This is a genomic window from Bradymonas sediminis (assembly GCF_003258315.1).
Classification (GTDB): Bacteria; Myxococcota_A; Bradymonadia; order Bradymonadales; family Bradymonadaceae; genus Bradymonas; species Bradymonas sediminis.
In genome coordinates this window covers 1512227-1526840 of the sequence record NZ_CP030032.1, presented here as the reverse complement: position 1 = coordinate 1526840, position 14614 = coordinate 1512227, and the positions used below count along the sequence as shown (strand labels likewise).

Genomic DNA, 14614 nt, shown 5'->3' with positions numbered 1-14614 from the left:
CGTCAAATATCGAGCATTGCCTGCAAAGATCGCCGCGCGCGCGCGGCGACCTCCGGGTCGATGTCAACCTGCGGGCTCAACGTTTTTAGGGAACGATAGACCTTCTCCAGGGTGATCTTCTTCATATAGGGGCACAGGCTGCACGGCTGAATAAACTCCGTCTCGGGGAACGCGACGCTCAGGTTGCCGGCCATCGTGCACTCGGTAATAAGCGCGACCTTTTTCGGCGAATTCTCGGCGATATAGCGGTGCAATTGGGAGGTCGACCCGATGCTATCGGCGACGTCCTGCACCTCTTTTCGGCACTCCGGGTGCACCAACACCTCAATGCCCGGGTGCGCCGCCCGCAGCGCGGCCATATCGGAGGGGCGAAACTCATCGTGGACGATGCACATACCATCCCACCCGATGATCTCGACGTCCGTCTGTGAGGCCACGTATTTTCCCAGGTGCCCGTCCGGCACAAAGATCACCCGGGGCACGCCCAGCGCCTCCACCACCTTCACCGCGTTCGACGAGGTGCAGCAAATGTCGCACTCCGCTTTGACCGCCGCCGACGTGTTCACATAGGTAACCACCGGCACGCCGGGGTGCGCTTTGCGCAAATCCCGCACGTCCTGCGCGGTGATCGACTCCGCCAGCGAACACCCGGCCTCCGGGTCCGGAATCAGCACCACCTGCTCCGGGTTAAGCACCTTCGAGGTCTCGGCCATAAAGTGCACCCCGCACATCACCAGCACATCCGCCGACGACTCCGCCGCCTCGCGCGCCAACTGCAGCGAATCACCGGTCACGTCGCTGATGCACCAGAATAGCTCGGGCGCCTGATAATTATGCGCCAGAATCGCCGCATTTTTCTCTTTCTTTAGCCGATTGATCGCCACGATAAGCGGCGCATAGAGCTGCCACTCGGCCTCGGTCACCAGATGACTCACCTTTGGATAAAGGTGCTCGGTAGCGCGCGCTACCTCGGGCGTATATTCGAGAGATTCTTCCACTGAAATATCTAGCATAATTGAAACTCGCACGAGCAATGAATGGGCACAAAAACACGTCGCGGCTTAAGCCGCTCGCCCGATCTATATACGAGTCTCAAACAAATGGGATGCTTAAAGTCATATTTTAGTAAAATCTCTATCTTGGCGTAATTCTTGCGTAATAAATCGCGCCGCGCGCAGGATTCGCGGCGAGAAGATTTCGCATTAACGCCGACAAATTAGATGTACCGATGGGTGACGATTCGCCATGAAAAACACGCCCCACGCTGAGCACTCCGTCCAATTTTCCCTTGAGTGGACCGCCGCGCTGGCCTGCTTCGTCGTCGCAGGAATCACCGGGACGGCCTTTCGTCTGGCAGCCGCCGGCTTCGAGCCCCTGAGCGGGCTAAACCTCGGCTACGTGCGAAACGCTCACTCCCACCTGATGCTCTTCTCCTGGGCCACCCCGCCGCTGATGATCCTGATGGCCCAGCGCCTGGCGCTGAAGTCGACCCAGGGGGGCGCGAAAAATTTTCGCGCCAGAACGTTCCGACGCATCATTCGCGCGGCCATCATGATCGGGGTGCTCACCTTCGTCCCATTCCTGATCTCCGGGTATACCAGCACCAAGATCGGGCCGATCTCATTGCCGCTCACGATCATCTTCTCCACCCTGGGCATGTTCGTCTGGTACGCCTTCTCGCTGGCGTATTGGCGCGCGCGAGAAGGCCTGGCGCGCGACAGCGTGTGGCGGCTGTGGGATTGGGCGAACGCGTTCTTGTGCCTGAGCACCCTGGGCGCCTGGGCGCGCGGCGCGTTCATCGGCATGAAGGTCACCGACGCGCGCCTGACCCACGGCTCCATTCAATTCTTCGTCATCACCTTCTCATTCGGCTGGCTCACCCTGGGCATGCTGGGCGAATTTCACCGGCGCCGAAACACCCAGCCGGGGCGCGCCGCCGACCTCGGGACCGCGCTGCTAGCCGCCGGCATCCCGCTCATCTTCATCAGCGCGCAGACCGCCCAGATCCCCTCAATACTCAGCGCCTGCGGCCACCTCAGCGCGCTCGCCGTTGGCGTGGGGCTGAGCCTACACCTATATACGCTCCGAGAAAGCGGCGGCATCCGTTGGCGAAACCCGAGCATCATCGCCCTCATCTTCGTGGCCGGCGCGATGCTTATCTCGGCGGTCCCGCCTATCTTGAACTGGGCCAATACCACCGGCCTGCGCCTTATCTTCGTCCATCTCCTGCTCTTGGGCGTAGTCACGATGGGCCTGCTCGAAGTTTATCCCCGAGCAACGCCCATCAAAGCGCGCGGGCTGATGCCAGCCGCCATCCTCATCTTGCTCGCCACGATGCTCCCCACAACGGGACTATGGCCGCGCGCGCTCTACACCCCCTGGACCTTCTATTTTGTCGCGCTCGGGAGCACGGCTCCGTGGCTCGGGGGAACTTGGATACTGATGGAGAGCTATCGACTTTCTGCAATTAAGGAAGCTCGACCATCTCCAGAGCAGACTGCCCGTTGACGCCGTACACGATCCACCGTCCGTCCGATGAGATATCGATATCCTTCGTGGCAAAGCCGTCAATGAGGGTCTCTCGGGTACTCGACGCGATCTCAACAATCTCAATGCCTCGTCTTGAACTAACGACGAGTCGCTCACCGTCGGGAAGCCAATCCACCGAGGTCAAATAGCTCATATCACCGCTGATCACCTCACGGTTATTGCCGCCGTCGGCGTCCATCACCATCACTCGCTCCTCCGAATAATAGGCGATCTGAGTTCCATCCGGCGAATAACGCGCCGCCTCTCCGCTATCATTGAGTTGGACCGCGTTCTCGGACGCATCTATCGGCTCGATGCTGATCCCGTCATCGGACCCAAGTAGCATCTTCGCATCGGGCGACACATCGAGATTATCGCCACTAAAATTCCTAAAGAGAACAACGGGTGCGCTGTCTTCCAACTTTATTTGGCTGACCCCGAAGTGATTATTGGCATAAAAAATACTCTCGCCGTCCGGGGCCCAGGCCGGCGTCCCAAAGACGTCTGGGTCCTCGGCCAAGACCTCAATAAGGGTCCCATCAGTGTTGAATAGAACGACTGCATAGTCCCCTAATTGTTCATCGTCGTAATGATAGATCCCGAGCAATTTCGAGCCGTCGGGCGAGAAGCGACTGCCGGTGATTTCCCCTCCCTCGACATTGATCTCGCGAATTGCTGGCCCATCTATTTGCGCGGTATCCGATTGCCCAGCATCTTCTTCTCGGACCTCCTTATCTCCCGCATCAACTGCCTCTGTAGGTGCATCACTGCCATCAGAATCTCCGCAGGCGACCCCAAAGCTGGCACAGACCAATAGACTTAAAGTAATCAAAACCGCTCGACGCATTTAACACTCCACGCTACCAAAAAAATATTCGGTCATTGGATATCACGAAATATAGCCTGCTCATTTTTTCGCTGACCGAAAACAGAAAGTTAACCAGTTTGAGCCGACTCTTTGCCGATATTAGACAGACTCAACGGACGATTATTCAAACGCCCTATCTCAATCGTCTCGACGCCCAACTGAAACACAACGAGATCCAATCCGCGGTGAAAGAACGACCTCGCCTCTTTAGAGCTCAACGCCTCCGTTCCATCCCAGAGCGGAATCTTTGCGGCATCGGCGGGCACGCGGAGTCACGTCCCACAAAAAGTCGCCTCAACCCGCTCCTCATCCCTCGGCGGCCGCGCAAACGCCTCATCCGACGGGGCATAATCAAACGGCCGGGCGAGCACCTCGACCAACTGATGAAAGGGCGCGAAATCCCCGCGGCTCACCGCCGCCTCAATCACCGCCTCGACCTGATGATTGCGCGGAATAAACACCGGATTCTCGGCGCGCATCGACGCGAGTCGCTCGGCGTCCGTCCCATCTTCTTCGGTCATCCGCGCGCGCCATCGCTCAACCCAGGCATCAAACTCACTCGGAAGCCCGCCGAATTTCGCGAGGGCCTCGGCGCGGGCGTCAGGCGCATCCTCGCCCAGCAATTCCGTCAGGCGAACGAACGTCAGGGTATAATCAGAGTTCGTCTCGAACATCAGCTCGAGCAGATCTTCGATGAGCGCCCAGTCTTCGTCATTCTGCGTCTCACATAGGGTCGCCAGCCCGAGCTTTCGGCCCATGCCTCGGCTATAGGCGACCCGAAACATCTCCGGCATCTCGTCGATCACCGCCTGCGCGGCGTCCCAAGCCGCGTCGCCCGCCTCGGTCGCCCCGAGCAGCGCCTGCGCCAACCGTGAGACATTCCACTGTGCGATGCGCGGCTGATTTCCGTAGGCGTAGCGCCCCTGGCGGTCGATGGAGCTATAGACCGTGGCGGGGTCATACTCGTTCATAAACGCGCAGGGGCCATAGTCGATAGTCTCACCCGAGAGCAGCATATTATCGGTATTCATCACCCCGTGGATAAAGCCAACAAGTTGCCATTTTGCCACGAGCTCAGATTGGCGCTCGGCCACGGCGCGCAACAAGGCCAACAGCGAGGCTTCGGCGAGCACGCCGTCCACACGGTGAAGAACCTCGAGGTCTGGGTAGTGGCGCTCGAGCACATATTCGGCGAGCGTGCGAATCGCGTCGCCGTCACCTTGGGAGGCAAAATATTGGAAGGTTCCGATGCGGATATGACTTTGGGCGACCCGCACAATCACCCCGCCCGGCTCGACGCCTCGGCGCCGCACCGACTCGCCGGTGGTCGCCGCCATCAAGGCGCGCGAGGTCGGGATTGCGAGCGCCTGCATCGCCTCACTCACGACATATTCACGCAGCACCGGCCCGAGCGGCGCGCGCCCATCACCGCCGCGCGAATACGGCGTTCTCCCCGACCCTTTAAGCTGCAAGTCAAAGCGCTCGCCATCTTGGTCGAGCAGCTCGCCGAGCAGCACCGCGCGCCCATCCCCGAGCTGCCCCGCCCAATTACCAAATTGGTGGCCGCCGTAGACGGTCGCGATGGGATCCGCCCCCTCCAAGAGCTTATTGCCGACGGCAAAGGCCGCGCCCTCGTCGGACTTAAGCCACGCGACGTCGAAGCCGAGCTGCTCGGCCAACGCATCGTTGACGCGAATCACCTCGGGAGAGGCGACCGGCTCCGGGTTCACGCGCGAATAGAAGCGCTCGGGGAGCGCGGCGTAGGTATTGTCGAATCGTAGGGTCATAGCTTTTCAACCGAGTAGTGATGTTGTTCCGAACGGCGACTTTCGAGGTCCGACCTCGCACCGACACGACGGTCTTGCAACCGAACCTCTTAATTCAAGCGTTGAGTAGCCATCCACATTTCAGTCCAAGATCTCAGCGCCGTAGGTAAACCCGAGCGAAACGGTCGCGAAATGCAGCCAATTGGATACATAGCCGTCGCCGAAATCGTCGTCGTCCTTGCTCGTTCCCTCTCCGCCGCCCGCCAGATAACGCAGGTTCACGAATCCACTGATCTCCTCGGTGAGCGGGCGTCCCACGCGAAGACTCGCGTCCAGGATTGCGCCGGTCACATCGGAATCGCCGCCATTAATATATTTGATCGGCGCATAAAAACCGGTCGCGTCAAAGCTCCACCAGAACTTCTCTGCCAGCGGAAGACGGGCGCGAAGCTTAAGCAAAGGTACCGGGCCTACGTTGCGATTGCTTCGAAACAGTTGTCCGTCGGCTGACTTAAAATCAATGGTCGCGTTTCGAAGCTGCAAGGCCGCGCCAATCGCCAATTCGCGCTCCGAGCCCTCGAGGAAGTCGTAGAGATAGCCGACGCGGTAAAACGGAAACCCGTAGCGCAACTCCATCGGCGTGCCCTCCGGAAAGGTCACGTCATCGACCCGCACGTCCCGGCGCAGCACGACCTCGGTGTTGATCTCAAGTGGTTGGTATAAAAAGATAAATTTATGACGACCCTTAAAATCAAACTCGGCCTGCAAGCGCATAAATTGGTAGAGGTTGTCCTGGCCACCCTCGTCAACATAGTCGAAGTCGGTGCCCGCTTTGCTAAATTGGACCGAGTGGGCCATGGGGCTCAAAAACCCAAGCTCTCCCGAGATCAACAGTCGACTGCTCGGCGCCCCCGTATCCGCAACTTCTTGCGTTTGCGCCGCCGCAATTGAAGATGTCAGCAAGAGCGGCACGGCCAACAATAAGACGAGAAAATCGCGACGTAATCTCAACATTTAAGCTCCCAAAATTAGATAGTCTTTATCAACGCTATCGACACAGCCCTTTAGATGTAAGCAGAGCAGAAAGCGTTTCGAGAAAAAGCAATTGATTTCCTCGCACTCGGTTCACGCGGCGCGAGATGCCCCCGCACTTCACTGGAAATTCTCGCGCATCGGCGCAATGATGACGCGATAATTCGAACGCGTCCTCCACCAAGAGAGCCAAGCCATGCACTCCCCAGACAACCCCATCGAAGATTGCCCCGAAGGCTGCCGCATCTTTTTCTACGCCCGCCCGCGCGCAAGTCGCACCAAAATCGCAGGGCTGCACGGCGGTCGCGTCAAGATCCAGATCTCCGCGCCTCCGGTCGACGGGGCCGCCAATGACGAGGTCATCGCGTTTTTATCCAAAAAACTCGGCCTTCGAAAGTCCGATATCGAGCTGGCTTCGGGCGACTCGGGCAAGCGAAAGACCATTATCGCCCACGGCATCGACGCCGCGCAGGCCAAAGAAAAACTTGGGCTCAAATGACCCTCACCGAACATTCAAAAAACAATTAATTCCGGGAACTTGGCCGGCATAAGCTTAAACAGGCCCCAGGCCGGCGTGGTCAAACCTCGGGGTTTTGAGAAATAATGACGGGACGAGTTTACTTATGTCTCGCAGCACGTACTATTAAACTCGACAATATTTATACCAATTTACTTAAGAGGACCTCTCCATGAGCTGGCAACCCTGTCCCGATCCCAAGCTTGGCGACCGCGGTTCGACCGAAGCCATTGAAACCCTCATCGTGCCGCGCGCGGTCGACCTCGGCGAGATGGTCGTGCGCCGGGCGTTGCCCTCGCGCAAGCGTCAGATGGTCGGCCCCTTTATCTTCTTTGACCAGATGGGCCCCGCCGAATTCTTGACCGATCAGGGCATCGATGTGCGCCCGCACCCGCATATCAACCTGTCGACCCTGACTTACCTCTTTGAGGGTGAGATCCTGCACCGCGACAGCCTGGGCACCGAGCAGGCGATCAAGCCGGGCGCGGTCAACTGGATGCGCGCTGCCCGCGGCATCGTCCACTCCGAGCGCACCCGCGAGGAGCTGCGCGAATCCGGGCAAAACCTCTTCGGCATCCAGACCTGGCTCGCCCTGCCTCAGTCCGAAGAAGAAGGCGACCCGGGCTTCTTGCACCACGAAGCCGACACCCTGCCGATCGTCGACGCCGAGGGCATCAACGCCAGGATTATCGCCGGCGAGGCCTTCGGCAAAAAGTCACCGGTCAAGACGGCCTCTGAGTCGCTCTACGCCGATGTCCAACTCGAGGCCGGCGCCCGCGCGCCTATCGCGCCCACCTACGACGAGCGCGCCCTCTACACGATCGCCGGCACCATCGAAGTCGGCGGCGACAGCTATGAGCCGGGCCAACTCCTCATCCTGCACCCCGGCGATAATATCACCGTCACCGCCCGCACCGCCGCGCGCTTTATGCTCTTCGGCGGCGCCCCGATGGACGGCCCCCGCTATATCTGGTGGAACTTCGTCTCATCTCGCCCCGAGCGCATCGAGCAGGCCAAAGAAGAATGGGCCAACGGCATCTTCGACACGGTGCCCGGCGATGAAGAGGACTTTATCCCGCTGCCCGAAGATATCGGAAAACCCAGACGCGCCACCGGTGCGGTCAATTACCCCTGAGCAGGCAAAAAGAGAAAGGCCCGGAACTCTCGGTGAGAGTTGCGGGCCTTTCTCGAAACCGCCGGCTCGCTAAGAAGCCTGCGAGCTAAAATCACACTTCCAAAAATTGGCGCAACCGCTCGATGATCACGTCGAGCGCGATCGAGTTATTGCCACCCTCCGGGATGATCAGATCCGCCCAGCGCTTCGACGGCTCCACGAACTCCAGGTGCATCGGGCGCACCGTCTCGTAATATTGCTCCCGGATGGACTCAAAATCGCGCCCACGCTCACGGATATCGCGGCGAATCCGGCGGAACGCCCGGATATCGGCGTCGGTGTCGACAAAGAGCTTGATATCAAACGCCTCGCGCAGCTCGGGCAGCGCGAAGATCAAGATCCCCTCGACGATGACCACCGGCAGCGGGTCGATCGCCACGGTCTCTTTAAACCGCGTGTGCTGGGTGAAATCGTATTGGGGCGCCTCGATCGATTTACCCGCTTTCAGCGCCTGCAGATGCTCCACCAACAGCTCGTTGTCGAGGCTGTGGGGGTGGTCAAAATTACCCTTGCCGCGCTCCTCGAAGGGGATGTCGCTCTGGTCGTGATAATACCAATCGTGCTGAATCGACACGCTCTTGCTGCCCAGCCCGGCCTGGACCTTGCGCGCCAGCGTTGTCTTCCCCGACCCGGTGCCGCCCGCGATACCGACGATAATGGGAAGTTCGAGTGATGGCTTAAGATTGACTGTCATGATGAACTCCCTGGCGATACAAAACGCGCATTCGCGCACGCGGTAAAATTTATTTCCTCAACCCTTGGGCGAACTTCGCCGAACTCCGTGTTTATGTCAACGCTATCCGTCAAATGGGACGCTATAAAGCCGATAACCTCCCAAAGAATTGGGGCGCGGCCCCCTGAGCCTAAGCCCGCTGCTGTTTTCAGCGCGACCTGCAGTATATGGTGTCCTTAATTCGCCTCTTTTTTGGAGCTCCCGCATGAACGTCCCATCCGCCACCAGCCTCTTGCAAGAATTCGACGCCCTCCACCACGACGGGCGCATGCGACGCATCGGGCAACTCGCCCAGCAATTTCGGCAGCGCCCTGAGCTCGACCGGCTTATCTCAGAATTGGAGGCCGGTGAGACCTTTGAGGCTTATCTAGCGGTTCACCTCGCCGCGTTAACCGGGCGCGCGGAGCCGCTGATGCGGGCGCTCGCGTCGGACTCCGTGCTCGTAAAAGAGACCGCGGCGAAGGCGCTGCCGAAGATAGGCGCAGACAAAGATACGCTGCTAGATGCCTACACACGCAGCGTGCCGGCGCTTCGGCGCAGCCTGCGCCGGCATATAATTCGCCACGGGCGATCCGCCGCGGCAGAGGCGCTCTTCGCGCGCGTGCTCGCCGAAGAGGGCCCGTTCCCGGCTGTTGGCTTGCTCTCCGCGTGTGGGCAGCAGACGGTGAAAGACGCCCTGGCCCAATACGGTTATGCGGTCCAGAACTGGCGGCAATTGGCCGTGCGACACCCGGGCGTCGTTCTCGCATTATTTCGCCAACGCCTTGAGGCGGCAAGCCCGCAGGAGCGGCGCTTTGTCTGGACCCGCTACCGGGGCGCGGTGGAGCATCTCTATCTGGATCACGCCCAGGAGATCGCTCGACTCGCCCTCGAATTCGGCCCTACCGACCAGCTTCCCGGTGTCATCCGAAAAATCCTCGGCGGACTGGCGCGACGCGCGCCCCAACTCACCTTCGAAATCGTCACGAGCCCGGCGAATTATGCGGCGCTTCAGCAGCAGGGGATTCCGCGCGAATTGCTGGCCAATATCCGCGAGATGACGCCGGAGCACCGGCGCGCATTCGCCCGCATCCTCACCCACGCGCCGACCCACCTTGCCGCCCTGCTCGGCGCGCTACCTCCAGCCGAGCGGGGCGATTTATTTGCCCATGCGCGCGCCGAGACCGATGCAGCACGCGCCCCCTGGAACGAGGCGCTTCTCGAAGTCCTCCCCCACCCCACGCGCCACGCCGAGGCGCGACGTATTTTGGCGCGCGAAGATATCCGCGCCGATCGGCTGCGCGGGCGCAGGCTTTCGGCCTATCTGCCGTTTGACGAGGCGCGCCCGCTTCTGGAAGAAGCCGCGCGCTCTCCGGATGCCGAGGAGCGCGCGGCAGCGCTGCACGCGCTGACGCACTGCGCCGGCCTTAATCGGCGCGGAATCGGACCTGCGATTGCCTTCTGCCAGAAGATCGAAAATGACCAGGACCCGGTGCGCCTGGCCGTCTATCAGGCCTTGCCAAAATGCCCGCCCAACGCCTTCATGGATGCCCAGGCGGACGACCTTTTTCGATTGCTGGGCTACGCCTTTGACGCGCGCGACACCTCCTGGCAGACACGCGCCTGCATCGAAAAACTGTCGATCTCGCTGCTTCAGGCCCACGCCACGCGCCCCAATAGTCAACTCTTTTCGGTCGCCCTCAACCTCATCAAGGCGCTCGCCAAACAATCAACGCACCTGTGGCTCGAGCTGGAGCACCGCCTGCCGCGCGGCGCCGAAAAGCCGCTCATCGACGCCCTGGAGCCACACCTAAGGGACGCGACGCAGCGCGAGGACTACGCCCTGCTCTTTCTCTTCGCGCGCGCGCTGGGCCGACGCGCCTGGGACGCCGAGATCATCCAATCATTATTAAAAAGGGCCACCCGCGCAAAACCCGACCCCATCGCCCACACGGCCATCGACCTCTGGCTCGCCTCGCCCCAGACGCGCGACGCCCGCGTGGTGGCGCTGCTCGCGCGCGACTCCAGTAATATCAGGCTCAACGCGGTATTCGCGCACGTCCATCGGCGCCGCCAGGATCTGCTCGACCCGCACCTCAAACGACGCCCCATCCTGGGTCGGCTGATGTCCGGAAAGACCGTGTATCTGCTCCCTGCGCGTGATGGGTTCTTCCGCTGGTTGCCCCGCCAGCAACGCGCGTTTCGTGACCTGATCGACGCGGTCATCAATGACACCGGCGCCACGACCTGGACACGCTCGCACTTGATGCGGGTTCGAGCCGCCCTGCCTATTTCTCGTCTCGAAGAGTTCGTCGGCTGGACTCAGTCCGCGGAGATCATCATCGCCGAGGCCGCGCTGCACAGCGCCTCGCGCCTCGACCGCCCCGCCCACGCGGCCGCCTTGCTATGCGAGCATTTGCAGTCCAGCCGCGCGCGGGTCGCGATCTATTCGATGACCCGCCCGGCGAATTATATGGCGCCGGCCGACCTGCACGGCGTCCTCACTGATATCCTCGGACGCGAGCACCTCAAGATCACCGTCCTGAAGGAGACGATGCGACTGCTCTCGCGCTTTCCAAGCCCCGACAATATCGCGTTGCTCTTCGAATACGCCCGGCACGATGCGTTGCACGTGGACGTGAAGATCGCATGCGGCGGAGCCGCGCGTGGCCTGCTTCACCTCGAGCAAGCATGGCAAATCCTTGAGCGCCTGGCCGCCGATGAGAATCCCCATGTCGTGTTGAGCCTCCTCAACGAAGACGTGAATCGTTTCTCGGCGAGTGACGCGGCGCGCTACCTCGGCCTCGTCGCCCGGGCTGGCGGGCACGCCGACCCGCTCGTTCGCGCCGGCGTGAGCGCGGCGCTGGGCCGATGGGCGCGGGTGGACCCGCCCAAAGTCGCCACCATCTGCGCCGCATATATCACGGACCTCGACGCCACCAACTGGACTCAGGCGCTGCAAAGCCTGTGGTCGGCGGTGCAGCACGGCGACGTGCAGGACACGGTGATCGCCGCCGCACAATCCCTGCTGGAGCGCCCCATCGACGACCAGCCCGAGGCGCGCGACGGCCGGGACCTCCCCGCGCGCCAACGCCTCGCGGCGCTGGTCGGCCGACTCACCCCCGGCCACGCAAAAGAGGCCGCGCGGCTTCGCCCCCTGCTGATGCGCCTCGACACCGACCTGGCCCAGGACCCCACGCTGTTGGCGCTGCGCATCGCGCTACGCCTCAACGCGACCCGATGGCCGCACCCCCAACTCGCCCACGACGACCTGCGCCACCTCGTCGACGACCTGCGCGACACCTGGATTCCCCCCACCGAGCTAAGCCGCCGGCTCGCCCTGCACCTGACAAGCGAGCGCGTCGCCCCCAACGAATCGGCCCTGCGCGCGCTCAGCCTTGAGCTAGGCGAGGCCGCGTCCCCAGGCCTTCGCCTCTTGGGCGTCAGCCTGCTGTCGGTCCTCGGCCCCCGGCTTAGCTGGCCCGAAGAGCTCGTCACCGCGCTTTGTAAATTGCGCCGCGACGCCGACGTGGGCGTGCGGGCGGCGGCCTGTGAGATCTTCGTTTTTGACGAGAGACGCTGACGGCCGCGATTAATGGGGCTCCCGAGGCTATCTGCACCCTGGCTGCGTCTGTTCCCGCAACGCCTGCAGCCAGGGTCAACCCCCACCGCAATTGTTTTTATGACGCCTGCAGCCAGGGTCAACCCCCACCGCAACCGCTCCGGCGACGCCTGCAGCCGGGGTCAACCCCCACCGCAACCGTTCCGGCGGCGCCTGCAGCCGGGGTCGCCCCCCACCGCAACCGTTCTAGAGACCCGCGCGGCCCACCTGGGCCGTCGACTCATTGCCCTGACCAGGCCTCCTCCTCCTGCCCTGAGCCCCCTGCGCGACCTGAGTTGAGCCGCGATTTATATATTGCTAGTCTCGCGGCATATTTTGGACTCAATTTTCGCTGATACGACGTGACGATAAATAGACGGTGATGGATACGAAGTTCGAGAGCCGGCTGGACAGACGACACGACGAGGCGATGCCAGCGCATCGGCCAGGAAGTGGCAACGCGGCCCAGCTCGTCCTCGACGCAGCAGACGCACGTCTACTTTTGCTCACACCGTAATAATCTTGAATGGATGCTAAGAGATGAAACAGATGCCCAACAGGTTTTCTTATTTGTTCGTACCGGCTGCGCTCTGCACACTGCTCGCCTGCGGCCCCGACAATGACCAATCAACGCCGTCGACCTGCGCCGACGCTGGGACGTGCCAGGGAGACGCAGTCGATTCCGGTGACCAAACGGCCTCGAGAGGGCTTTGAGGTGCTGGACTGGCGCGACGAGCGGCGGCAGATACAAGCCAAGGAGCTCTTTACCCGAAAGGGATACCTAAAGGCTGCGACCGGGGAGCATCTCGTGTTCGCCCAGGGCACCCAATGCGAGGGGCGTGATAAGCCGATTGACTGCACGACCGAGTGGGTCGACGCCCAGGGAACGGTCGTCAACACATATGAATCCGCGCTGGCGGACGTGCATCCCGCCCACGGCTATGCCTGGCTGATGCATGACCTTCGCGACGTGTGCCCGGAAAACGACGGCGTTCAATTCCCCTACACGTATGCGCCCGAATGGTTCGGCAGCGTCTCCGTCGTTGAGCCAAACGGTGCCCCGGTTTGGAGTCAACGCTCGGTGCACCTGGGCGGATATTTCAATACTGGACCGTCGTGGAGCACACACGGGGTAACGGCCACCCTCGCCTACAACCCCGACAAATACTGCGAGGAACCGTTCGATCCCCCCACCACGCCCGCCGCGACCCTACGCGTCATCGACCCGCTGACGGGCTCCGTTGTCCACAGCGATTCCGGTGTGAATGCCCACCGTCGATACGATTATCGCGGCGGAAAGACGCTGATCGATAACAGTACTGAATTTTTTCTCCGCACCCTGATACTCGACGGGCCCGACCAGAGCGTCGAACTCATCGGCCCAGACCAGGAACGAGGTCTCATCAACTATACGGTGACTCAACGCGACGGATGGCTTCACTTTAACGACGACTCCGAGGACATCATCAGCTACAACCAGGCGGATGGCACGTTCCACCAAACGGATTACGTCGAGGCGTCCGATGGCACCCGCGCCTATTTCTCATTTTGGGGCAAGTGGATGACCTCGCAGTTGTCGTCGGACTCTTATGGACGCAAGTCCTATCGCATCGAGCCAGTGGACGACTCGTCGACGGCTGTGGAGTTGACCGGGACCACGTTGGCGGTTTTCAGCAGCGGCGTGGCGGTACTGGGAGATTCGGTGGGCGATACCCAATCCCTCATCGATCTGAGCACCGGCGACGAGCTCGTGTCGGTCGACGACTACGGGGGTGCTCACAGCCGCGCGGTGTCGCTCGATGGAGCCTTCGGCTTGCTGCACCCGCGGGGCGATGAATTGTGGCTCTACGAGGAGCAGAAGGCGACGCTGCTCTTCGATCGCGTCGATGACACCGACTATTCGTTCGGGGTCAACCCACTGCCAGGAGACTACCGAACGATGATCGTGGAGACCAAGGCGGAGGAAGCGGGAGCGCCTACGGGAGGCCTGGCGGTCGCTACCCACGGCACGCTGCGCTTCGCGGAAGTGGCGCGCTTGTATATTTCGCCCCGCGGCGCCAAAGGGTATTGTAATTCGGTGGTCTCGATCGGCGGCGGGAACTCTGACGACCCCGGCAGCCACTGGCTATACTTCGCGGACATCCCTGACGCGTCCGACCCGGACACCATCACGCTCAACATCGTGCCGGCGGACCTGTCGGCGCCGCCGATCGAACTGGCGACCATGCCCAGAGAGGCGTGCCGCAAGCCGGTCATCGACGTGCGCGGCGAGCGCGTCTACTGGACCGTGGTCCAGTCCGAAAGCGAAACGGACACTCGCCTCTTTGACGATGAGGTGACCGTCTACTCGGCCGAGCTTCCGTAGTCTCAAATAAGAAACAAGGAGCGCGGGCGTCCCCGCCCGCACTGCGAAGC

10 protein-coding genes are annotated in these 14614 nt (G+C 61.4%); 5 read left to right on the top strand and 5 right to left on the bottom strand.

Annotated elements, in window-relative coordinates; genetic code table 11:
• Nucleotides 1-2 precede the first annotated feature (2 nt).
• Nucleotides 3-1013, bottom strand: coding sequence for a quinolinate synthase NadA (gene nadA, locus DN745_RS05670; protein ID WP_111332893.1), 1011 nt, complete (start codon nt 1011-1013; stop codon nt 3-5).
• Nucleotides 1014-1245: 232 nt separating this feature from the next.
• Here nadA and DN745_RS05665 point away from each other — a divergent pair, with 232 nt between their 5' ends.
• Nucleotides 1246-2508 carry a hypothetical protein gene (locus tag DN745_RS05665; protein ID WP_111332892.1) on the top strand — a complete coding sequence of 421 codons (1263 nt, stop codon included), beginning with the start codon at nt 1246-1248 and terminating at the stop codon, nt 2506-2508.
• Here DN745_RS05665 and DN745_RS05660 read toward each other — a convergent pair.
• The 3 genes from DN745_RS05660 to DN745_RS05645 form a co-directional block, all read right to left on the bottom strand.
• Nucleotides 2468-3361, bottom strand: a complete 894-nt coding sequence (locus tag DN745_RS05660; protein ID WP_162687484.1) for a WD40 repeat domain-containing protein — start codon at nt 3359-3361, stop codon at nt 2468-2470. The two genes, DN745_RS05665 and DN745_RS05660, sit on opposite strands and share 41 nt — an antisense overlap.
• Before the next feature lie 308 nt (nt 3362-3669).
• Nucleotides 3670-5184 (bottom strand): protein adenylyltransferase SelO, encoded by a 1515-nt coding sequence (locus DN745_RS05650; RefSeq protein WP_111332887.1) that lies wholly within the window; start codon nt 5182-5184, stop codon nt 3670-3672.
• 120 nt (nt 5185-5304) lie between these two features.
• Nucleotides 5305-6177 (bottom strand): hypothetical protein, encoded by an 873-nt coding sequence (locus tag DN745_RS05645; protein WP_133622044.1) that lies wholly within the window; start codon nt 6175-6177, stop codon nt 5305-5307.
• A 214-nt stretch (nt 6178-6391) separates the two neighbouring features.
• On the opposite strand from DN745_RS05645, the gene DN745_RS05640 reads away from it, so the two are divergent.
• Together DN745_RS05640 and DN745_RS05635 are read left to right on the top strand one after the other, a co-directional pair.
• Nucleotides 6392-6694 (top strand): DUF167 domain-containing protein, encoded by a 303-nt coding sequence (locus tag DN745_RS05640; protein WP_111332884.1) that lies wholly within the window; start codon nt 6392-6394, stop codon nt 6692-6694.
• A 190-nt stretch (nt 6695-6884) separates the two neighbouring features.
• On the top strand, nt 6885-7847 hold the full coding sequence (locus DN745_RS05635) for a pirin family protein (RefSeq protein ID WP_111332882.1): 963 nt from the start codon (nt 6885-6887) through the stop codon (nt 7845-7847).
• A gap of 91 nt (nt 7848-7938) precedes the next feature.
• Here the strand turns inward: DN745_RS05635 and udk are convergent, their stop codons facing one another.
• Entirely contained in the window at nt 7939-8580 is a 642-nt protein-coding gene (udk, locus tag DN745_RS05630; protein WP_111332881.1) for a uridine kinase, read from the bottom strand.
• A 244-nt stretch (nt 8581-8824) separates the two neighbouring features.
• Here udk and DN745_RS05625 point away from each other — a divergent pair, with 244 nt between their 5' ends.
• Both DN745_RS05625 and DN745_RS05620 read left to right on the top strand, forming a co-directional pair.
• Complete coding sequence (locus DN745_RS05625; RefSeq protein ID WP_111332879.1) at nt 8825-12181, top strand: hypothetical protein; 3357 nt, start codon at nt 8825-8827, stop codon at nt 12179-12181.
• Between the two features lie 637 nt (nt 12182-12818).
• Nucleotides 12819-14564 carry a hypothetical protein gene (locus DN745_RS05620; protein ID WP_133622043.1) on the top strand — a complete coding sequence of 582 codons (1746 nt, stop codon included), beginning with the start codon at nt 12819-12821 and terminating at the stop codon, nt 14562-14564.
• The last annotated feature ends 50 nt before the right edge of the window (nt 14565-14614 follow it).

Coding starts and splice junctions, on each gene's coding strand:
- DN745_RS05635 (WP_111332882.1), top strand. CDS start 6,885: ATGAGCTGGCAACCCTGTCCCGATCCCAAGCTTGGCGACCGCGGTTCG.
- DN745_RS05645 (WP_133622044.1), bottom strand. CDS start 6,177: ATGTTGAGATTACGTCGCGATTTTCTCGTCTTATTGTTGGCCGTGCCG.
- nadA (WP_111332893.1), bottom strand. CDS start 1,013: ATGCTAGATATTTCAGTGGAAGAATCTCTCGAATATACGCCCGAGGTA.
- DN745_RS05665 (WP_111332892.1), top strand. CDS start 1,246: ATGAAAAACACGCCCCACGCTGAGCACTCCGTCCAATTTTCCCTTGAG.
- DN745_RS05640 (WP_111332884.1), top strand. CDS start 6,392: ATGCACTCCCCAGACAACCCCATCGAAGATTGCCCCGAAGGCTGCCGC.
- DN745_RS05650 (WP_111332887.1), bottom strand. CDS start 5,184: ATGACCCTACGATTCGACAATACCTACGCCGCGCTCCCCGAGCGCTTC.
- DN745_RS05625 (WP_111332879.1), top strand. CDS start 8,825: ATGAACGTCCCATCCGCCACCAGCCTCTTGCAAGAATTCGACGCCCTC.
- DN745_RS05620 (WP_133622043.1), top strand. CDS start 12,819: ATGACCAATCAACGCCGTCGACCTGCGCCGACGCTGGGACGTGCCAGG.
- udk (WP_111332881.1), bottom strand. CDS start 8,580: ATGACAGTCAATCTTAAGCCATCACTCGAACTTCCCATTATCGTCGGT.